At 71.2% G+C, this 20,027-nt stretch carries 16 protein-coding genes; 5 read left to right on the plus strand and 11 right to left on the minus strand.

The window, feature by feature from the left end:
- Positions 1-46: 46 nt before the first annotated feature.
- The 9 genes from ACFUN8_RS07780 to ACFUN8_RS07820 all read right to left on the minus strand — a co-directional run bounded on the left by ACFUN8_RS07780 (position 47) and on the right by ACFUN8_RS07820 (position 12,127).
- Positions 47-2,095, minus strand: a complete 2,049-nt coding sequence (locus ACFUN8_RS07780; protein WP_383633046.1) for an ABC transporter permease — start codon at positions 2,093-2,095, stop codon at positions 47-49.
- Positions 2,092-3,156, minus strand: coding sequence for a glycine betaine/L-proline ABC transporter ATP-binding protein (locus tag ACFUN8_RS07785; RefSeq protein WP_382565273.1), 1,065 nt, complete (start codon positions 3,154-3,156; stop codon positions 2,092-2,094). The genes ACFUN8_RS07780 and ACFUN8_RS07785 overlap by 4 nt, the downstream gene beginning before the upstream one ends.
- On the minus strand, positions 3,156-4,772 hold the full coding sequence (locus ACFUN8_RS07790) for a GMC family oxidoreductase (protein WP_383633050.1): 1,617 nt from the start codon (positions 4,770-4,772) through the stop codon (positions 3,156-3,158). Before ACFUN8_RS07790 ends, ACFUN8_RS07785 begins: the two co-directional genes overlap by 1 nt.
- A 141-nt stretch (positions 4,773-4,913) precedes the next feature.
- Entirely contained in the window at positions 4,914-6,422 is a 1,509-nt protein-coding gene (locus ACFUN8_RS07795; RefSeq protein ID WP_383633053.1) for an aldehyde dehydrogenase family protein, read from the minus strand.
- A gap of 241 nt (positions 6,423-6,663) precedes the next feature.
- Complete coding sequence (locus ACFUN8_RS07800) at positions 6,664-7,152, minus strand: phospholipase (RefSeq protein WP_383633056.1); 489 nt, start codon at positions 7,150-7,152, stop codon at positions 6,664-6,666.
- 376 nt (positions 7,153-7,528) lie between these two features.
- A complete protein-coding gene (locus ACFUN8_RS07805; RefSeq protein ID WP_383633060.1) occupies positions 7,529-8,518 on the minus strand; it encodes a malate dehydrogenase in 990 nt (329 codons plus the stop codon).
- Between the two features lie 722 nt (positions 8,519-9,240).
- The gene (locus ACFUN8_RS07810) at positions 9,241-10,305 is read right to left on the minus strand and encodes an XRE family transcriptional regulator (RefSeq protein ID WP_383633063.1); all 1,065 of its coding nucleotides are present in this window, start codon (positions 10,303-10,305) and stop codon (positions 9,241-9,243) included.
- A gap of 386 nt (positions 10,306-10,691) precedes the next feature.
- The gene (locus ACFUN8_RS07815) at positions 10,692-11,249 is read right to left on the minus strand and encodes a DUF3017 domain-containing protein (RefSeq protein WP_383633066.1); all 558 of its coding nucleotides are present in this window, start codon (positions 11,247-11,249) and stop codon (positions 10,692-10,694) included.
- 11 nt (positions 11,250-11,260) lie between these two features.
- Positions 11,261-12,127, minus strand: a complete 867-nt coding sequence (locus tag ACFUN8_RS07820) for a bifunctional methylenetetrahydrofolate dehydrogenase/methenyltetrahydrofolate cyclohydrolase (protein ID WP_383633069.1) — start codon at positions 12,125-12,127, stop codon at positions 11,261-11,263.
- 314 nt (positions 12,128-12,441) lie between these two features.
- On the opposite strand from ACFUN8_RS07820, the gene ACFUN8_RS07825 reads away from it, so the two are divergent.
- From ACFUN8_RS07825 to ACFUN8_RS07840, 4 genes are all read left to right on the plus strand, one after another.
- Complete coding sequence (locus tag ACFUN8_RS07825) at positions 12,442-13,050, plus strand: hypothetical protein (RefSeq protein ID WP_383633072.1); 609 nt, start codon at positions 12,442-12,444, stop codon at positions 13,048-13,050.
- Between the two features lie 272 nt (positions 13,051-13,322).
- Positions 13,323-14,114 (plus strand): FHA domain-containing protein, encoded by a 792-nt coding sequence (locus ACFUN8_RS07830; protein ID WP_383633112.1) that lies wholly within the window; start codon positions 13,323-13,325, stop codon positions 14,112-14,114.
- On the plus strand, positions 14,111-15,520 hold the full coding sequence (locus ACFUN8_RS07835; protein WP_383633075.1) for a protein kinase: 1,410 nt from the start codon (positions 14,111-14,113) through the stop codon (positions 15,518-15,520). The genes ACFUN8_RS07830 and ACFUN8_RS07835 overlap by 4 nt, the downstream gene beginning before the upstream one ends.
- Positions 15,521-15,676: 156 nt before the next feature.
- Positions 15,677-16,219: a peptidase inhibitor family I36 protein gene (locus tag ACFUN8_RS07840; protein ID WP_383633078.1), complete on the plus strand. Its 543-nt coding sequence runs from the start codon at positions 15,677-15,679 to the stop codon at positions 16,217-16,219.
- Positions 16,220-16,312: 93 nt separating this feature from the next.
- On the opposite strand, the gene purH is transcribed toward ACFUN8_RS07840, so the two are convergent.
- Positions 16,313-17,911, minus strand: coding sequence for a bifunctional phosphoribosylaminoimidazolecarboxamide formyltransferase/IMP cyclohydrolase (gene purH / locus ACFUN8_RS07845; RefSeq protein ID WP_383633081.1), 1,599 nt, complete (start codon positions 17,909-17,911; stop codon positions 16,313-16,315).
- Positions 17,908-18,513 (minus strand): phosphoribosylglycinamide formyltransferase, encoded by a 606-nt coding sequence (gene purN, locus ACFUN8_RS07850; protein WP_383633115.1) that lies wholly within the window; start codon positions 18,511-18,513, stop codon positions 17,908-17,910. Before purN ends, purH begins: the two co-directional genes overlap by 4 nt.
- 361 nt (positions 18,514-18,874) lie before the next feature.
- Here purN and ACFUN8_RS07855 point away from each other — a divergent pair, with 361 nt between their 5' ends.
- The gene (locus ACFUN8_RS07855) at positions 18,875-19,963 is read left to right on the plus strand and encodes a hypothetical protein (RefSeq protein ID WP_383633084.1); all 1,089 of its coding nucleotides are present in this window, start codon (positions 18,875-18,877) and stop codon (positions 19,961-19,963) included.
- Positions 19,964-20,027: the final 64 nt, after the last annotated feature.

A 20,027-nucleotide genomic window follows, 5' to 3' on the forward strand; every position in this document is an offset into this window, starting at 1 on the left:
TGTGGTTTTCAGCTCTCGGTGCGGGTGTCGGGGGCCCACGGCGCGTTCACACCAGGGCGCGTTCCTTCGCCGCCGCGCTCGGCTGCGAGATCCGGTCGAGCAGCAGCCCCAGGCACACGATCGCGATACCGGCCGTCATGCCGAGCCCGAGGTCGCCCTTGGCCAGGCCCTTCACCACGTCGACGCCGAGCGCGCCGCCGCCGATCATGCCGCCGATGACGACGATGGCCAGGACCAGCACCACGCCCTGGTTGACGGCAAGTTGGAGGGCGGGCCGGGCCAACGGGAGCTGGACCTGGCGCAGTTGCTGCCCCGTACCGGCGCCGAGCGAGCGCGCGGCCTCCAGGGCCGACGGGTCGATCTGCCGGATTCCCTGGGTGGTGATGCGTACGACGGCGGGCAGCGCGTAGACGACGGCCGCGGCGACGGCCGCCGTGCGGCCACCGCTGAACAGCGCGATCACCGGGATCAGATAGATGAACTGCGGCATCGTCTGCATGATGTCGAGCACCGGCCTGATCACCCGCTCCACCCGCTCGACGCGCGCCGCGAGGATGCCGATGGCGAAGCCGAGGACCAGGGTCACCACGAGCGCGGCGAGGACCTGGGACAGCGTGTCGAGCGAGCGGTCCCAGAGGCCCATCGCGCCGATCGCGGCCAGTGACAGCACCACCGTGACGACGGCCTTCCAGCCGGTCCGCAGCGCCAGCACACCGGCGACGAGGAGCAGCGCCCACCAGGGGGTGGCCAGCAGCGCGTCGCGCACGGGGTTGATGACGTAGTTCGCAAAGCCTTCGGACCAGGTGAGGGTGCCGCCCAGCACCGGTACGCCGGAGCCGAGTTCACGCTCGATCCAGTCGACGACGGTGTTGACCGGCTCGCTGATCGCGACGGTCCACGCCTCCGGCCACTCCTTGCGGCCGAGTACGGCTCCGAGCACCGCGCCGCCGGCGACGGCCGCGACGATGCCGGACCAGAGCGCCCACCACTTGGGACGGCGCCCGGCGGCGGGGTCCTCCAGCTGTTCGCCTGCCGCGGCGGTCGTGCGGTCCAGCCAGATCGCCAGCAGGACGACGGCGATTCCGGCGGGCAGCGCGAGGCCGACGTCCACGGTGGAGAGCGCCGTGAAGATCTCGTCGCCGAGTCCGCCCGCGCCGATCATCGAGGCGAGGACGACCATCGACAGACACATCATGATCGTCTGGTTGAGGCCGAGGAGCATCTGCTTGCGGGCGAGCGGCAGCCGCGCCGTCACCAGCCGCTGCCAGGAGCTGGCGCCCAGCGAGGCGGACGCCTCCAGTGCGGCGGCGTCCGCGCCGCGCAGCCCGAGGGCGGTCAGCCGGGCCATCGGCGGGGCCGCGTAGATCACGGTCGCGACGAAGACCGACGGGATGCCGATGTCGAAGAGCAGCACGAACGGCAGCAGGTACGAGAAGGCGGGCAGCACCTGCATGGTGTCGAAGACCGGCCGCAGCACGCGCTGGCAGCGGTCGGACAGACCGGCCGCGAGGCCGAGGAGCGCGCCGACGAGGGCCGCGACGGTGACGGAGACGATCATCAGCGCCAGCGTCTCCATCGCCGGTTCCCACATGCCGAGCAGCCCGATCACCGCGAAGGTGGCGAGGGCGGTGGCGGCGGTGCGCAGTGCGCGGCGGCGCAGGCCGGCGCCGCCGGCGTACCAGGCGATCAGTACGGCGGCCAGGGTGACACCGATGAAGCCGAGGCTCTCCAGCACGCTGAACACGCCGTCGACCGAGCTTTCGGCGGAGTTGCTGATGTGCAGGAGGAAGTAGAGAAAGAGGGGGTGGGTGGTGCGGTTGTCGACGAGCCAGCGGTTGAGGTCGTCGAGCGGCGAGCGTACGTCGACGGTCAGGTCGGCCGGCCAGGCGCCGCTGCCGGTGACGGCGGCGCTGACGATCGCGACGAGGACGGCGGCGATGAGCAGCATCGCGCGGGGGTTGCCGGCGAGGCGGGCCCAGGGGCCGGGGGCGCCGTCGGACGGGTCGGTCTTGCCCACGCGTACGTCGTCCGCGCCGCCCGTGTCCCCCGGGGCCCGGTCGGTCTTCTCGAACACCGGATTGGGAGCGGCGCTCATACCGCCGCCACCTCCTTGGGTTCCGCTTCGTCGTCCAGCCCCGCGACGACGGCGAGCAGTTCCTCGTAACCGACGACGCCGAGCGTCCGGCCCTGCTCCACGACCCGGCAGTAGGAGCCGCTGCGTGCGACGGCCTCGATGGCGTCGGAGACCAGCGTGTCCGGCTGGAGCGCGACACCCGACTCGCCCTCGCCGTCGCGTGCGGGGCGCATGGCGCGGCGTACGGAGATGACCTGCTCGCGCGGGACGTCGCGGACGAAGTCGCGTACGTAGTCGTCGGCCGGGTTGGCGACGATCTCCTCCGGGGTGCCGAGCTGTACGATCCCGCCGTCGCGCATCAGCGCGATGCGGTCGCCGAGGCGCAGCGCCTCGTTCAGGTCGTGGGTGATGAAGACCATCGTGCGGCCCTCCTCGCGGTGCAGCCGGATGACCTCCTCCTGCATGTCGCGGCGGATCAGCGGGTCGAGGGCGCTGAACGGCTCGTCGAACAGCAGGACTTGGGGGTCGACGGCGAGCGCGCGGGCGAGGCCGACGCGCTGCTGCTGGCCGCCGGAGAGCTGGCCGGGGCGGCGGTCCTCCAGGCCGGCGAGGCCGACCAGGGTGGCGACCTGGGCCGCCTTGGCGCGCCGCTCGGGGCGGCTCATGCCCTGGATCTCCAGGCCGTAGGCGACGTTGTCGAGGACGGAGCGGTGCGGCAGCAGACCGAAGTGCTGGAAGACCATGGCGGCGCGGTGCCTGCGCAGTTCGCGCAGCCGGTTCTTGTCCATGGCGATGACGTCCTCGCCGTCCATGGTCAGTTGTCCGCTCGTCGGCTCGATGAGCCGGGTCAGACAGCGTACGAGGGTCGACTTGCCCGAGCCGGAGAGGCCCATGACGACGAAGACCTCGCCCTTGTGCACGTCGAAGGAGACGTCGCGGACGGCGGCGGTGCAGCCGGTGCGCTCCCTCAACTCCTCTGCGGACAGGGCCGCGTACTCCTTGTTGCCCGGTATTCGGTCGGCCTTGGGTCCGAAGACCTTCCACAGATCGCGTACGGAGAAGACCGGTTCGGTGGCGGTCATCACGCATCACCTCCCGGTGCGGTTGTGTTGGTGGTGTCGGTTGTCGCAGGTGCGTCGGCCGTCTCGACCGTCTCGGCCGTCTCGACCGTGTCGGTTGTCGCGGTGAGCAGGTCGGCGCACTTCTCGCCGACCATCAGGACGCCGATCATCGGATTCACGGCCGGCATGGTGGGAAAGACGGACGCGTCGGCGATTCGGATCCCGGTCAGCCCACGAATCGTCAGATCCGGTCCCACGACGGCCTGTTCGTCGCCCGAAGCGCCCATCCGGCAGGTGCCGGCGGGGTGGTAGACGGTGTGGGCGACCTTGCGGGCGTACTCGCTCAGCTCCTCGTCGGAGGTGAGGTCCGGGCCCGGACAGACCTCGCGGGTCAGCCAGTTGGCGAGCGGTTCGGCGGCGGCGATCCGCCGGGCGAGCCGGATGCCGTCCACGAGGGTGCGGCCGTCGTAGTCGTCCTCGTCCGTGAAGTACCGGAAATCCAGGGCCGGTTTGACCTCGGGGTCGGCGCTCGTCAGATAGAGGCGGCCCCGGCTGCGGGGCTTGGGGATGTTCGGCGTCATCGAGACGCCGTGCGCGGGGCGTTCGTACCCCAGGCGCTCGGGGTTGTCCGTGAACGGGATCTGGTAGAAGTGGAACATCAGGTCCGGGCCCTGGACGTCCGGGTCGCGCCGGACGAAGAGGCCCGCGTCGGAGTCCATCGCCGAGTTCTCGGGGATCGGCCCGTCGGTCTCCCAGACGATGACCGACTCGGGGTGGTCGAGCAGGTTCTCTCCGACACCCGGCAGGTCGTGCGTGACGGGGATGCCGAGCGCCTCCAGATCGGCGCGCGGCCCGATGCCGGAGTGCAGGAGCAGCCGGGGGGTGTCGACGGCCCCGGCGCAGACGAGGACTTCACGCCGGGCGCGTACGTACGACTCCGTACCGTCGGCTGCCCGTACGCGCACGCCGGTCGCGCGGGTGCCGTCCAGCTCCAGCCGGTACGCCCAGGTCTCCAGCAGCAGCTGGAGGTTGGGCCGGTCCAGGAAGGGGTGCAGATACGCCACCGAGGCGGAGGACCGCTGGTTGTTCTCGGGGTGGTAGGCGAGGTCGAAGAAGCCGGCGCCTTCGTGGAAGGGCTTCTTGTTGAAGCCCTCCACGCGCGGGACGCCGAGCGCCGCCTGCGCCGCGTCGACGAAGTCGCGGGCGATGGGGTTACGGTCACGCTCGTCCACCGGAACGATGTTGTTGCGCAGCCGCCCGAAGTACGGCTCCATGGCCGCCGCGTCCCAGCCGTCGGCCCCGGCCGCCGCCCACTCGTCCCAGTCGGACGGCAGCGGCTTGAAGGCGATCAGGGTGTTGTGCGAGGAGCAGCCGCCGAGGACCCGGGCCCGGCTGTGCCGGATGTGGGAGTTGCCGCGCGGCTGTTCGGTCGTCGGGTAGTCGTAGTCCAGCTCGCCGCCGAGCAGCCCCATCCAGCGCCGGAGCGTCAGTACGTCGGGCCGGTCGATGTCGGACGGCCCTCCCTCGATGACGGCGACGGTGACGGCGGGGTCCTCGGTGAGCCGGGAGGCGATCACCGATCCCGCGGTGCCGCCTCCGACGACGACGTAGTCGTATGCGGCGTCGTGTTCGGCCATGGGTGTCGTCTACTCCACTTCCCTGGGATGGTTCAAGGTTCTTGCGCGTAACGAGGCGTAACGAGACTGAGCCGTAAGGCAGTTGACCGTCGGGCGGTTGGCCGTCACGTGGTTGGCTGTCAGGTGGTCGGGACCGCTAGGTCAGCCGGCGAACCAGCGCACCGGCCTCGGCGCGAGGTTCTGGTAGATGTGCTTGGCCTCGCGGTACTCGGCGAGACCGGCGGGCCCCAGCTCGCGCCCGATGCCGGACTTGCCGAAGCCGCCCCACTCGGCCTGTGGCAGATAGGGGTGGAAGTCGTTGATCCAGACGGTGCCGTGCCGCAGCCGTCCGGCGACGCGCCGGGCGCGGCCGGGGTCCGCCGTCCAGACACCGCCGGCCAGTCCGTACTCGGTGTCGTTGGCGAGCGCGACGGCCTCGTCCTCCGTACGGAAGGTCTCGACGGTCAGTACGGGGCCGAAGACCTCCTCGCGGACGACCCGCATCTCGCGGTGGCACTGGTCGAGGACGGTCGGCTCGTAGAAGTACCCGGTGGCGGGACGGAGTTCGGCGGACTCGGGCCGCTTGCCGCCGGACCGCAGCACGGCGCCCTCGGCGATTGCGGACGCGACGTACTCCTCGGTCTTCGCCAACTGCTGGGCGGAGACGAGCGGTCCGCACTCGACGCCCTCGCCGGTGCCCCGGCCGAGGCGGATCTTCGCGGCGCGCCGGGCGAGTTCGGCGACGAAGCGCTCGCGCAGCGACTCCTCGACGATGAGGCGCGAACCGGCGGAGCAGACCTGGCCGCTGTGGATGAACGCGGCGTTCAGGGCCTGGTCGACGGCGGTGTCGAAGCCCTCGTCGGTGGCGCAGGAGTCGGCGAAGACGACGTTCGGGTTCTTCCCGCCCAGCTCCAGCGCGACCTTCTTCACGCCGGGCGCGGCGGCCTGCATCACCTTCGTACCGCTGGCGAGTCCGCCGGTGAAGGACACGAGGTCCACGCCGGGGTGCTCGGCCATCCGGGCGCCCACGGGGTCACCGGCGCCGGTCACCAGATTGGCGACGCCCGGCGGCAGCCCGGCCTCGGTGAGCAGGTCGATCAGCGCGACGGTGCTGAGCGGGGTGATCTCGCTCGGCTTGACCACAAAAGTGTTGCCCGCGGCGAGCGCCGGGGCAATCTTCCAACTCGCCTGGAGAAGCGGATAGTTCCAGGGCGTGATGAGCGCGCAGACGCCGACGGGTTCGTGCACGACGACGCTGTGCACGTCCGGGGACCCGGCGTCCACGACCCGGCCGCCGCTCTCGTTGGTCACGAGATCGGCGAAGTAGGCGAAGGCGTCGGCGACGCAGTCGACGTCGACGCGCCCCTCCTCGACGGTCTTGCCGGCGTCGCGGCTCTCCAGCGCCCCGAGCGCTTCCCGGTCCCGCCGCAGCAGTCCGGCGACCCGCCGCAGCAACGCGGACCGCTCGCCGACGGACGTCCGGGGCCAGTCCCCCGCGCCCCCGTCGAAAGCCTTGCGCGCGGCGTCAACGGCGGCGTCGACATCCTCGGCCCCGCCCTCGGACACCACCGCGAACGGCATGGCATCGGCGGGGTCGATGATCTCGCGTGTGGCACCGGAGGCGGCTTTGCGCCACTCTCCGTCCACAAAGATGGTCTGTTGTGCCGACACGTCGCGTTTGGCCTTCCGTTCCCGATATGCACCACCACCAGCAACAACTGGCGATCTGGGCCCCTGCCCCGGGATGGGGGAAGCATGCGTGTTCGATGGCCGAAAGTGTTCAGGGTCACTCGCCGGTGGGGGTTTCGGTGGGGCGCGGCCGGCCGGGACCCGGGCGGCACGAGAGCCCCTCGCTGGGGGGCGAGGGGCTCTCAGTACGGGGTCACGGCGGATCGGGCCGCCGTGAGGTCGGTCAGGCGACCGACTTGTTGCCGTCGGCCAGCGCGGAGCGGCCGAAGATGCTGACGGCCTGGTAGTACGTCCACGCCGTGCCGTTGCACGAGGTCTTCGTGGCGCCCGAGTAGCCGTTGCACACCCGCTTCAGGTCCTCGTAGAACGCGCTGTCCAGCCGCGACTTGTTGGCGTCGAACGAACCGGCCGCCTTGTAGTTGCGGTAGCCGAAGTCGTGGCGAGCGCAGGACGTCTGGAACGGGAAGCCGAAGGGGTTGTCCGGGGAGGACGAGCAGTAGTCCGTGGACCAGTCGAAGCCGTACGCGGACCAGGCGCCCTGGTTGCCGCGCGCGGAGACCCACGAGTTGTAGCTGGCGGCGCTGGTCTGCGTCCAACTGCTCAGGACCTGCGGCTTGTCGGCCGGGGCGGCGGCGGCCGAGTTGGCGGACATCAGGGTGGCGGGGAGGGCGAGAGCGAGGGCGGCGAGCGGCATGGCGAGACGACGGCGCATTAGGAAAACCTCCGGTGGGGCGACAGGTTGACGCTCCGTGTCCGGTGACACGGAACTTCCCTCAGAGCGAGCGGCGCGGTCGCCGCACGGGTCTACGCGCGATGACCGACGCGGGAATGGTGCCCCAGATACAGCGCGCTGTCACCATGTTCATGGCGAAACAAGGGGGAAACAGGGGGCCAACTCGGTGACATAAGCGGCAACTTGGTGTTCGACGGGCACACCCCCTCGGGCGGGCGCCTGCCGCGCCGGCGGCGGTCGGGTGGGGGCGGTCGGGCCGGTGGCGGTCGGCACGACAAAGCTCCCGGTGGCCGGGTGAACGGCTGCCAGGAGCTTGGTCGTACTACGCGCGCTACGTGCTAAGTGCGTCTGCCGATCAGAGAAGGCCGAGCTCGCGGACCGCGTCGCGCTCCTCGGTCAGCTCCTTCACCGAGGCGTCGATGCGCGCACGGGAGAAGTCGTTGATGTCCAGGCCCTGGACAATCTCGTAGGCACCGTTCTTCGTGGTCACGGGGAACGACGAGATGATGCCCTCCGGGACGCCGTACGAGCCGTCCGACGGGATGCCCATGGAGGTCCAGTCACCCTCGGGGGTGCCGTTGACCCAGGTGTGCACGTGGTCGATGGCGGCGTTGGCGGCGGAGGCCGCCGAGGAGGCGCCACGGGCCTCGATGATCGCCGCGCCGCGCTTGGCGACGGTCGGGATGAAGGTGTCGGCGAGCCACTGCTCGTCGTTGACCGTCTCGGCGGCGTTCTTGCCCGCGATCTCCGCGTGGAAGATGTCCGGGTACTGGGTGGCGGAGTGGTTGCCCCAGATGGTCAGACGCCGGATGTCGGAGACGGCCGCACCGGTCTTCGCGGCGAGCTGCGAGATCGCGCGGTTGTGGTCGAGGCGGGTCATCGCGGTGAACCGCTCGGCCGGTACGTCGGGGGCGGCGGCCTGCGCGATGAGCGCGTTGGTGTTGGCCGGGTTGCCGACGACGAGGACCTTGATGTCGTCCGCGGCGTTGTCGTTGATGGCCTTGCCCTGCGGCTTGAAGATGCCACCGTTGGCGGAGAGCAGATCGCCGCGCTCCATGCCCTTGGTACGGGGGCGGGCGCCGACGAGCAGCGCGACGTTGGCACCGGAGAACGCGGCGTTGGCGTCATCGGTGATCTCGATGCCGCGAAGGAGCGGGAAGGCGCAGTCGTCAAGCTCCATGGCGGTGCCCTCGGCGGCCTTCAGCCCCTGCGGGATCTCCAGGAGACGCAGGCTGACCGGCACATCCGCGCCGAGCAGTTGGCCGGACGCGATGCGGAAGAGCAGCGCGTAGCCGATCTGGCCGGCTGCGCCGGTGACGGTGACATTCACGGGAGTGCGGGTCATGGCGGTCTCCGTTAGACAGCGGTGGAACGGCGGGCGGCAGGGGCCCTGCCCCTGGTGCGGGCCATCTCTCCGACGGCGGGCGAATCTTGTCTTGACGTGAAGAGACAACCGCCGGTCAGGCTATCCGACGGGGAGGGGGCGGGGCGCGACGGGGCGCGGCAGCCTCGGGACGGCGGGGCCGCCGTCGCCCCGCGAGGGTGGCCACCGGCCGCCGCGCGCCGCCGTGACCGCAGCCCATGGCGTGTGCCGCACTTGGAGCGCGTGCTGGGTCGGTGCCTGGATGAGAGCGCCGGTCGCACGGTGGGTGGCGCACGCCGTGGGAGGCCGACGGAAGCGCTCGGTTCGCCACGGCCGGGCGGGCGGGCGGCCCACGAAGGGTCCCGTGCGGGCCCGCCCGGTCCGGACCTGACCGACACGGCGCTCGGTGGCACCGGCGCAACACACCCGCGAGGCGCCGTCCTGACCGGCCCGGCACGGACGGGGCCGATACGGCCCTCGGCGGAATCGCAACCCGCCCGCGAGACCGACGGCCGCCCCCGAACCGCCGACAGAAGCACCCCGCACACCACGGACAGCCGCACGGACAACGACGAGGCGCCGTCCTGACCGCCCGGCGCGAACGGGCCGACACGGCCCTCGGGGAATCGCAGCCCGCCCGCGAGACCGGTCAACCGCCGACCGAGGCGCCCCACATCACGGTCAGGTGAGCCCGGCCAGAGGTCTCACCGACCCGCCGCCGTGCAGCCCTCCACGCCCGTCGTCAGCGTCGCGCACGCCTTCGCCTCGGTGGCCGTGGCCACCGCGACCATCGGGGTGTACGCGTCCTTGTCGGCGTTGACCGTGCCCGTCTGGGGCGCGCCCTCGCCCTGGTCCGCCGCGATTTCGACCGTGTCTCCCGGTGCCGCCTGGGTGATACGGGCCCAGGCCACCCCGCACGTCTTGCTGTAGCGGACCTCCACGACCGCCGTGCCGACCGTCGCGGTTGTGGCCGTCTCGGCGAACTCGCCGCCGCAGCCCATGAGTTCGGGGTCCTCGCCCGTGCAGTCGTCGCCGGCGCACTTCACTCCGGCGGGCAGTTCGGGCGCGCTGGTGGTCGGCTTCGCCGACGGGGGTTCGGCAACCTTCTCCTTGTCGCCGCCACCGCCCAGGTCGGTGAGCAGTACGGCTCCGGCTATCACCAGCAGCGCGCCGACGAGGGCCGCCACGAATATCGTCGTCCGGCGCCGGCCGCGTCCGCCGCCCTGGCCGGACGAGGCTGGAGGCTCCGGAGGGGCCGACGGTGGGAAGCCGGTCGGCGGGCCCTGGGGGTCGCCGACCGGCCGGACGGTGGGCCAGCCCCCGGCGGTACCGGGGCCGGCGGACCGTGGTCCCGTACCCGTACCCGTACCCGGACCCGGGCGCGGAGGCGTCGCCGTACGTCCGCCGGGGCCGCCGACCGGGTCGCCTCCGAACTCGCCCAGCGCGTCCCGCGCCTGGGATATCCGGATCGCTTCCATCGTCATGTCGTGACGCATCTCGGAACGGCTCCACGCACGCTCCGACAGCTCCCACATCGTCGTCAGATGCAGCGGATTCGTACCGGTCACCTCGGCGAGCGCCACGATCGCGCCCTTGGGCGCGAGCAGCCGCCCGTTGAGATACCGCTCCCACGACGTCTTGCTGTAGCCGGTGCGGTCCGAGACGGCGGCGATACTGAGGCCGCTCTTGTCCACGAGCCTGCGCAGCTGCGTGGCGAACTCCCTGACCTGTGGGTCGAGCTCCTCCGGTAGTGCCTTCCAACGAGGCATTACTTCCCCCTTGTCCCCCCGCACGCGCCTGAATGTGCTCCGCCGTGCCGCGCCCCCACGCCGGCCGACGACTACCCCAAGGGATGCGTGGAGCCAGGGCGTCAGTTCCAGAAATGGGAGTGCACCGGAGCATTCGGGACAGTCCCCGCGCCCCCTCGCGCGCCGTCTCCGATTCCGTCCCCCAGTCTCGCATCCGTTGCCCGGCGATCACACCATGCCGGAATGGTCACTTCCGTGCCACAGGCCACCGCCGCCCCTTGATCCCGTTTGGCACGTCCATGACGCTGGCCCCATGCCGACGGCGCCCGTCCTGACTCGGGGGAGGGGATGGGCGCCGTCTTGTACTTCGTCCGTCTTGTACTTCGTCCGTCGAACGTCGGCGGGATTTACGGAACCGTGGAGTGGACCACGTCCTCCAGGAACGGGATCTCCAGCCACGGGTCCGGCTGCGTCATCAGCGACAGCAGCACGATCGCCACGCCGAGCAGGCCGTACGTGACCATGTCGGTGAAGCGCGACCGTACGGCCAGCATGCCGACCGACGGCAGGATCCGCCGCAGGATCGCGCCCGTGATCAATGCCACACCGATCAGGATCGTGCCCCAGCGGAACGACTGCTCGAACGAATCGAGCCCGACGATCAGCAGCCCGAGCCCGGTCGCGCCCAGCACGGTCAGCAGCGGCCACTGACGGGCGGGCGCCGGAGCGTCGCCGGCTGCGGCACGGCCGCCGCCCTCGGGACGCGCGGTGTCCTGGGTGACGGTCGGAAAGCGCCGCGAGGTGCTGGGGGCCGCGTCGCCGTCCCCCTCCCCCGCACGTACGGGCTCGGGCGCCCGCTCCGGCACCGGCTCACGTACCGCCTCGCTCGCGTCGCCGGTCGCGGCGTCACCACCACCGCCGGGCTCCGCCGCCGCGTCGGCGCCCGGACTCGTACCAGCACCCATGGGTGCCCCTTTCACGTTCCGCTACCGCTTCCGGCGCGCTCCGCCGCCTCGACGACGTTCACGAGCAGCTGCGCGCGGGTCATCGGGCCCACCCCACCGGGGTTCGGTGAGATCCAGCCTGCCACTCCCGCGACGTCCGGGTGGACGTCGCCGGCGATCTTGCCGTTCTCGTCGCGGCTGACGCCGACGTCCAGCACCGCCGCGCCCGGCTTCACGTCCTCCGCCTTGATGATGTGGCGCACCCCGGCCGCCGACACGATGATGTCGGCCTGCCGCAGATGCGCGGAGAGGTCACGGGTGCCGGTGTGGCACTGGGTCACGGTCGCGTTCTCGGACTTGCGGGTGAGCAGCAGCGGGATCGAGCGGCCCACGGTGATCCCGCGCCCGACGACCACGACATGCGCGCCCTTGATCTCGACACCGTGCGCGCGCAGCAGCTGGATGATGCCGTACGGGGTGCACGGCAGCGGTCCCGTCTCGTTCAGGACCAGCCGGCCGAGGCTCATCGGGTGCAGTCCGTCGGCGTCCTTCTCCGGGTCCATCAGCTCCAGGACACGGTTGGTGTCGATGCCCTTGGGGAGCGGGAGTTGGACGATGTAGCCGGTGCAGTCGGGGTTGGCGTTGAGTTCGCGTACGACTGCCTCGATCTCCTCCTGGGAGGCGGTGTCGGGCAGCTCACGCTGGATCGAGGAGATGCCGACCTCGGCACAGTCGCGGTGCTTGCCGTTGACGTACCAACGGCTGCCCGGGTCGTCCCCGACGAGCAGGGTCCCGAGTCCCGGGGTGATGCCCTGCGCCTTGAGGGCCGCCACGCGGGCGGTCAGGTCGGACTTGATCGCGGCTGCGGTGGCCTTGCCATCGAGAATTTGGGCGGTCATGCGTCCATCTTCGCGGATGACCCCACCGCTGTTCCAATCCAAGGTCCGGTACGGGGAAACGTACGAGGTCGCGCACGGGGTCGGGTACGAGTTCGGCCCGCCGTCCGGCGCGAGGCCGGGCGGCCAAGATCAACGGCCCGGCCCAGGTTGCGCTTGCACAACACATACGGATACCGACTGGACAAAAAGTCACCCCGAACAGCACGATGAGCCGCGCAGTGCGCGGGCAGTGTTGGGGGGCAAACCGCTCGGTTTTGTGACGTTCCTCCTTCGGTTCCGCGATGTCCCCGCATTACCAACGGAGGAAACCCGCCATGAGCTTTGGCGACCCGAACAACCCGTACGGACAGCAGGGCCAGCAGCCCCAGGGCCAGCCGGGATACGGCTACCCGCAGCAGGGCCAGCCCCAGCAGCCGCCCGCCAACTACGGCTATCCGCAGGCTCCCCCGGTCCAGCCCGGCTACGGCGGCTACCCCGGTGGCCCCGGTGGCGTCCCGCAGCAGATGCCGGGCGGTGTGTCGGCGTCGCGCGTGTTCCTCTGGATCCTCTCCGGTCTCAGCCTGATCGGCGGCGTGATCTTCCTGTTCGCCGCGATCGCGCTCAACGCGGCCAAGGACAGCGACGAGTTGGCCAACGACTCGCAGTTCCAGGACCTGGTGGACCAGTCGAGCGGCGTGCTCTGGTTCATGACCTTCATCGCGTTCGTGTGGACCGTCGCGTCGATCGTCCTCGCGATCAAGTTCAAGTCCGGTGGCAGCGGCCTGCGCACCGCGCTGATCGTCTACGGCGCCCTGACCATAGTCCTGGGTCTCTACCCGTTCGGTGGCATCGCGGGCATCGTCCACATCGTTCTCAGCATTCTGCTGATCGTCTTCGTGTCGAAGGCGGACGGCGCGGCGTGGTTCAAGCGCCCCCGTTACTGACGTACCGACGCGCACCGCGCTCGCGCACAACCCGCCGGCACACACGCCGGGGCGCATGCCAGAAGGCCGTAACACCCGTCGTAACGGCGGGGTTTACGGCCTTCTGGCGTTTGTCGCCCCGTACGGTGGCTGATCCTCGCCAAGGAACCGACCGCGCTCCCGTGGCTTCCTATCCTGACAAAGATTCCGTTCGGGAAGTCGGGGAAGTCGGGGAAGGGATCACCGTGGCCAGGGCACACGACAGCGCGTACGGCGGCAGCGGCGGCAGCTCCATGTACAGCGTCATCGTCGTGCCGATAGGCAGTTCGCACCCCGACGAGCAGCTGAGGCTCGCTCCGGGCGAGACGCTGCGGTTCGGCCGCACCCCGGCGGACGACCCCACCGGCTTCCTGACCATTGCGCACCACGGTGTGTCCCGGCGGGCGGGCGAGATCTCCGCCGCGGGCTCCCACTGGACGCTGAGCAATCTCAGCCGTACGTCCACGTATGTCGTGGAGAATCCGGAAGGCGCCGGGGAGCACATCAAGATCGCGCCGGGGCGGATCGAGGCGCCCATCCCGTTCGAGTTCTCCCGGGTCGTCCTGCCCGCCGCCGACGACCTGCTGAGCTTCGACATCTGGGCGCCGCGGCACGATTACGCCGACGAGCCCGCCGCCCACTGCGACGGCGGCGAGCCGACGGCGCACCCGTTCCCGCTCGACCGCACCAAGCGCTACTTCCTGGTCCTCGCCGCGCTCTGCGAGGCCCGGCTGCGCGGCGCGCCGCACGCCCCGCCACCCACCGTCGACCAGGTCGTGGACCGGCTGGGCCGGGTCTGGCCGACGGCGAGCCGCACGGCCGTCCAGTGGAACATCGACTATCTCGCCGTCAAGTTCCGGATGAAGCAGCCGCCGGAGTCGGCGGACTGCGGGCCCCGGCTGAACGGCAAGAAGGAGTCGCTGGTCTCGCTCGCGCTCCGGTTCGATCTCGTACGGGAGGCGGAGCTGGCCGTGCTGGACGCGGAACCGGCAGTCCCGGAGCCGGAGCGGGGGCCGGGGCTGGTGTCGGGGCCGGCGGCGCCATGAGGCGGGAGTCGCTGGCCGTCTCCGTCCCGTACGGCTTCCGGGTCGGCGTCTGGGAGGTGCGCGAGCCGATCGGCTCCGGCGCCTTCGGCAGTGTGTACGCGGCCCGACGCGCGACGGACGGCGCCCTTCCGGCGCAGGCGGCGCTCAAGTTCCTCCCGACCGGCACCTGCACCCCGCGCCACTTACGCCATCTCCAGGAACTCGCCCACCGCGAGCTGGAGATGCACCACAGGCTCAAAAGCCCCCGGCTGATCCGCATGTACGAGGCCCTGACCGTCTCGGCCCCCGAATCTCCCGAACTCGACGGTGCCACCGTGCTGGTCCTGGAGCGCGCCGAGGGCTCCCTCGACACCCTGCTCGCCCGTACCTCGCGACCGGCGGCCGGCCCCGCCCTCCTCACCCAGATCTGCGAGGGGCTGCACCAGCTCCACCACGCTGGCTGGATCCACGGCGACATCAAGCCCGCCAACGTACTGCTGATGGCCGACGGCACCGCCCGCCTCGGCGACTTCAACCTCGCGGCGGAGCTGGAGGGCACGCACGCCTACTCTCCCGCGTTCTTCACCTCCGACTACACACCGCCCGAGCTGCTGTGGGCGGAGATCAGCGACCGGGGCCGGCAGACCCGCCCGAGCACCGACGTCTGGGCCTTCGGCGTCCTCGCCCATCTCGTCCTGACCGGCACCATGCCACTGCCGGGCGCCACCCGGACGGCACGCAAGGAGACACTGCTGCGCTACGCGCGCGGCGAGTACGAACTGCGGCTCTCGCCCGAACTGACCGGGCCCTGGCGGGAGATCGTCACGGACTGCCTGTCGCGCACGCACCAGGAACGCGGCAGGCACGACGCGGCCTCCCTGCTCCGCCGGGCGGAACGGGCGACGGACACACCCCGTGCGTCCCGCGCGGCACGCCTGCCCCGACTGCGCCCACGCCGCCTCCGCCACGACCCGGCGCCCCTCCTGCCGCGCCTCCTGCCGGGCCTCTTCCCGCGCCGCCTCGCGGCCTTCGCGCTGACGACGGCGGCGGCCGTGGTCGGGGCCGGTGCCCTCCTGGCCCTGCGGGACGAGCCGGCGTACGGCTACGAACGCTGCCCGGCCGGCTCGGTCTGCTTCTTCGGCGACTACAACGGGGGCGGTGAGATGTGCCGTTGGACGGGCGACGACCCGAACTGGCTGACGGGCGGGGAGTCGTGCTCCTGGACCCGGACCGGCCCCGTCAAATCGGTCTTCAACAACGGCTCGGAGCGCGCGGGCGACCGCGACCTGGCCTACTTCTGGCAGCCCGGCTGGAAACCCCGCCCGGCTGACGGCGACCGACGGATCGGCTGCACACTCGTCGGTGTCCGGGGCAATCTGGCCGGCTTCTACGCCCCGTTGTCGCACAAGTGGGTGCCGAGCTGCTGAGCCATCCTCCACCGCCCCCGCCCCGAACCGCACCCTGAGACATCTGAGGTACCTCTCCCACCGCCCCGGCGGAACGATGAAGTCGTGCCGTCAAGGGGCGGCACAAGGGACACAACGGGGAAGCACCACCGGCTGTGTGGTGCGGGAGGAGTAACCATGCGCAAGATCCGTACGGCCGTGGCGGGAGTCACGATCGGCGCGGCACTCGCCTTCGGCAGTCTGGCCGGGACCGCACAGGCCGACCCGACGGCCGACCGGGGGACGCGGGCCACGTTCGACGGCCGCAGCATCGACCTGTCCGGCGGGTGGCAGGGCGCACGGGCCTGCGCGGTGTTCGCGGAGGACGACGTCCGCTGCTACGAGACCACGGAAGCCGCCGACCGGGCGTCCGGCTACAACCGCGCCGCCGACCCGCTGGCGGCCCGCGCCCCGGCGTGCGCGTCCGGCTGGGTGTGCCTGTACCAGTACGAGAACGGCGGCGGCCGGCGCCTCATCTTCAACGACGAGTACTGGGACAACCTCGGCAACTACGGCTTCGACAACAAGACCTCGTCCTGGCGCAACAACCAGAGCAGGGGGGACAACGCGTCCCTGGCCCGGAACGCGAACGGCTCGGGGACCCGCGTGACCCTGTCGGCCCCGGGCTACGCCTCGGCGCTCGGCGCCTTCGACAACAGGGCGAGCGCCGTGCACGGCTGACGGACCCACCCATCCGTCCGTCTGTCCGACGTGAACGGCGATGGCCGCCCCCGTGACGTACGGGGGCGGCCACTGCCGTACAACAAGCTCGGCTCAGTGGAAGAAGTGCCGCGTCCCGGTGAAGTACATCGTCGCGCCCGCCTTCTTCGCGGCCTCGATCGTCAGCTCGTCACGCACCGAACCACCCGGCTGCACCACGGCCTTGACGCCCGCGTCCAGCAGGATCTCCAGTCCGTCGGGGAAGGGGAAGAACGCGTCCGAGGCCGCGTACGACCCACGGGCCCGCTCCTCGCCCGCGCGCTCCACGGCGAGCTTCGCCGAGTCCACACGGTTGACCTGACCCATGCCGACGCCGACGGACGCGCCGTCCTTGGCGAGCAGGATCGCGTTGGACTTGACCGCGCGGGACGCCTTCCACGCGAAGGCCAGCTCCCGCAGCTCAGCCTCCGACAGGGCGTCGCCGGTCGCGAGCGTCCAGGTCGACGGGTCGTCGCCGTCGGCCTGGAGGCGGTCGGCGACCTGGAGCAGCGCGCCGCCGTCGATGGGCTTCACCTCGACGGGCGCGGAGGGACCGCCGTCGCAGCGCAGCACGCGGATGTTCTTCTTGCGGGACAGCACCTCGACGGCACCGTCCTCGTAACCGGGCGCGACGATGACCTCGGTGAAGATCTCCGCGACCTGCTCGGCCATCGCGACGGAGACCGGCCGGTTGACGGCGATGACGCCGCCGAACGCGGACAGCGGGTCGCAGGCGTGGGCCTTGCGGTGCGCCTCGGCGATGTCGTCGGCGATCGCGATACCGCACGGGTTGGCGTGCTTGATGATCGCGACGCACGGCTCGGTGTGGTCGTACGCGGCCCGGCGCGCGGCGTCGGTGTCCGTGAAGTTGTTGTAGCTCATCTCCTTGCCGTGCAGTTGCTCCGCCTCGGCGAGTCCGCCGGTACCGCTGGTGTAGAGCGCGGCGGCCTGGTGCGGGTTCTCGCCGTAGCGCAGGACGTTCTTGCGCTCGTACGTCGCGCCGAGGAAGTCCGGGAGAGCTGAATCGTCAGCGGCGGCGTAGTCGGCGGCGAACCAGGAGGCCACGGCCACGTCGTACGCGGCGGTGTGCTGGAACGCCTCGGCGGCGAGCCGCTTGCGCGTCGTCAGGTCGAACCCACCGTCCTGTACGGCCGCGAGGACGTCCCCGTACCGCGCGGGGCTGGTGACGATGGCGACCGACGGGTGGTTCTTGGCGGCGGCGCGGACCATGGACGGGCCGCCGATGTCGATCTGCTCGACGCACTCGTCGGGGGTCGCCCCGGACTCGACGGTCTCGCGGAAGGGATAGAGGTTGGAGACGACCAGCTCGAAGGGCTCGATGTCCAGTTCGGCGAGCTGCTCGCGGTGCGAGGCGAGCCGCTGGTCGGCGAGGATGCCGGCGTGGACGCGCGGGTGCAGCGTCTTGACGCGGCCGTCGAGGGTCTCCGGGAAGCCGGTCAGCTCCTCGACCTTGGTGACGGGCACACCGGCGGCGGCGATCCTCCCGGCGGTGGAGCCGGTCGAGACGAGCGTGACGCCTGCCGCGTGCAGTCCACGGGCGAGGTCTTCCAGGCCGGTCTTGTCGTAGACGCTGACCAGCGCGCGGCGGATGGGCCGCTTCGTACCTTCGACGGCCTGTGCGGCGGTCGCTCCGGCGGTCTCTTCGACGCTCACTGGATTGTTACCTTTCGTCCCTCAATGCGGTAGCCGTGCAGGGCGAGCCGCCCCACGACATCGACGAGCAGCCGTCGCTCGACGTCCTTGATGCGCTCATGGAGAGCGGTGCCACCGTCCGCGTGATCCTCGTCCCGCACCTCGACCACGCCTTGCGCGATGACCGGGCCGGTGTCGACGCCGTCGTCGACGAAGTGGACGGTGCAACCGGTGACCTTCGCCCCGTACGCGAGCGCGTCACGCACCCCGTGGGCACCGGGAAAACTGGGCAGCAGAGCGGGGTGGGTGTTGATGAACCGTCCGCCGAAGCGGGCCAGGAACCGCTTCCCGACGATCTTCATGAAGCCGGCCGATACGACGAGATCGGGCTCGTACGCGGCGGTGGCCTCGGTGAGCGCGGCATCCCACTCGTCACGCGTCGCGTGGTCCTTGACGCGGCGGACGAAGGTCGGCAGCCCGGCGCGTTCGGCACGCTCCAGACCGGCGATGGAGTCGCGGTCGGCGCCGACGGCGACGACGCGGGCGCCGTATCCCCGCGGGTCGGCCTCGACGGCGTCGAGCAGGGCTTGGAGGTTCGTACCGGAGCCGGAGACAAGGACCACGAGCCGGGCCGGGGAGCCGAATTCGACCGTGGAGCCGGATTCCGGCGGGGTGACCGGGTCGTCGGGGGCGGGCGGGGACGGCGGGGAGGCCACGGCGGAACGCCTTTCTGGACGCGAGCACAGCCTCGCTGGTCGTGCGGGTCGTGCGGCTTTGTGTGGTCGTACGAACGAATCGTGTCTCCCGTATCGGGGAACTCTACGAAGGAGCCGACCGTCAGCAACGATACCGGCACACCGAACGGCCCCCGGGGGACGGGGGCGCGGCCGGGAGGTAGCGTCTGGGGACACGGACCTGTCTCCAGACGGGCCATACGACACAAGACCCCTTGCGCCAAGGGTCTGAGGGGAAGACGTTCACCAGATGCCGGACCGACGACACCGCACGGCACTCCCTGTCCCGCAGCTCACCGGGCCGGTGCTTCTGCTGCGGGAACGCCAGTCCTCGTCCGCCGGGTCCTCCGGGCCGGAGGGCTCTTCGGGGTCCTCGGGTTCTTCGGGGAGTTCCGGAGGTTCGGGAGGATCGGGAGGTTCGGGAGGTTCCGGCGGCGACGGATCCTCGGGCTCCTCAGGGGCCTCGGGTTCTTCAGGATCCTCCGGGTCCTCGGGGTCCTCCGACGACAATCCGTTCGCGCCGCCGCCGGAGGACAGGCCCGACCAGCCGTGGCAGCCGCGCCACCCCCAGAACGGCGGGACGCCGGACGACCAGTCGTCGGGCGGTGACCGTTCGTCCTGGGGCAGCCAGTGGAGCAGCCGTCAGCCGGGCCGCTCGTCGGGCGGCTTCGGCGGCAGGCCCGGCGGCCAGAACGGACCGGGCGGCCAGCAGAACGGCCCCGCTGGTCCCGGTGGCCGCCAGGACGGCCCGGACGGGCGCCCCGGCAGGGGGCTGCGCTGGGATCCGACCGACCCGTTCCAGCGCCGCGCCCGGTACTCGATCCTCTCGGGCATGTGGGCGTTCTTCTTCGCCCTCTTCGACTTCCCGGAGGTCGCCCTGCTCCTCGGGGCACTCGCGCTGTACTGGGGCATCAGTTCGCTGCGGGCCAAGGCTCCGCTGCCGCGTACGCCGGTCGACGGCGGCACGGGCGCGAGCCGTTCGGACGTGGGGACGACTTCGGGCCGCGAGGGGGTCGGCTCCGGCTCGGACTCCGGTACGACGTCTCCCGCGCCGACCACCACGGACGCACCGCCGGTCCCGAGTACGCCGCCCGGCGCCCCGGCGCAGGGCACGACGGCGCAGGGCACGACAGCGCACAAGCCGCAGACGACGGCCGCGGTGAGCGGGATCGTGACGGCGTCCATCGCGCTGCTGGTCGTGGCGGCGACGTTCACCGTGCAGCTCGTCTACCGCGACTACTACACGTGCGTGAACGACGCGCTGACGAAGACGGGCCAACTGGCCTGCAACGACAAGCTGCCCGACTCGCTTGTCCCGATCTTCGGCGTCCAGAAGTAGCCGAGCGGCTGCCTGGCGCAGCCCGGAGCATCCGACGGCGGCCCCGCCCCTCCCAATTCAGGGA

The organism is Streptomyces sp. NPDC057307, from assembly GCF_042667665.1.
GTDB lineage: Bacteria > Actinomycetota > Actinomycetes > Streptomycetales > Streptomycetaceae > Streptomyces.

What these genes read in the sequence shown, in the direction of transcription:
- ACFUN8_RS07780 (WP_383633046.1), bottom strand. Translation starts at nt 2,095, where the DNA reads ATGAGCGCCGCTCCCAATCCGGTGTTCGAGAAGACCGACCGGGCCCCG.
- ACFUN8_RS07785 (WP_382565273.1), bottom strand. Translation starts at nt 3,156, where the DNA reads ATGACCGCCACCGAACCGGTCTTCTCCGTACGCGATCTGTGGAAGGTC.
- ACFUN8_RS07790 (WP_383633050.1), bottom strand. Translation starts at nt 4,772, where the DNA reads ATGGCCGAACACGACGCCGCATACGACTACGTCGTCGTCGGAGGCGGC.
- ACFUN8_RS07800 (WP_383633056.1), bottom strand. Translation starts at nt 7,152, where the DNA reads ATGCGCCGTCGTCTCGCCATGCCGCTCGCCGCCCTCGCTCTCGCCCTC.
- ACFUN8_RS07805 (WP_383633060.1), bottom strand. Translation starts at nt 8,518, where the DNA reads ATGACCCGCACTCCCGTGAATGTCACCGTCACCGGCGCAGCCGGCCAG.
- ACFUN8_RS07810 (WP_383633063.1), bottom strand. Translation starts at nt 10,305, where the DNA reads ATGCCTCGTTGGAAGGCACTACCGGAGGAGCTCGACCCACAGGTCAGG.
- ACFUN8_RS07815 (WP_383633066.1), bottom strand. Translation starts at nt 11,249, where the DNA reads ATGGGTGCTGGTACGAGTCCGGGCGCCGACGCGGCGGCGGAGCCCGGC.
- ACFUN8_RS07820 (WP_383633069.1), bottom strand. Translation starts at nt 12,127, where the DNA reads ATGACCGCCCAAATTCTCGATGGCAAGGCCACCGCAGCCGCGATCAAG.
- ACFUN8_RS07825 (WP_383633072.1), top strand. Translation starts at nt 12,442, where the DNA reads ATGAGCTTTGGCGACCCGAACAACCCGTACGGACAGCAGGGCCAGCAG.
- ACFUN8_RS07830 (WP_383633112.1), top strand. Translation starts at nt 13,323, where the DNA reads ATGTACAGCGTCATCGTCGTGCCGATAGGCAGTTCGCACCCCGACGAG.
- ACFUN8_RS07835 (WP_383633075.1), top strand. Translation starts at nt 14,111, where the DNA reads ATGAGGCGGGAGTCGCTGGCCGTCTCCGTCCCGTACGGCTTCCGGGTC.
- ACFUN8_RS07840 (WP_383633078.1), top strand. Translation starts at nt 15,677, where the DNA reads ATGCGCAAGATCCGTACGGCCGTGGCGGGAGTCACGATCGGCGCGGCA.
- ACFUN8_RS07855 (WP_383633084.1), top strand. Translation starts at nt 18,875, where the DNA reads ATGCCGGACCGACGACACCGCACGGCACTCCCTGTCCCGCAGCTCACC.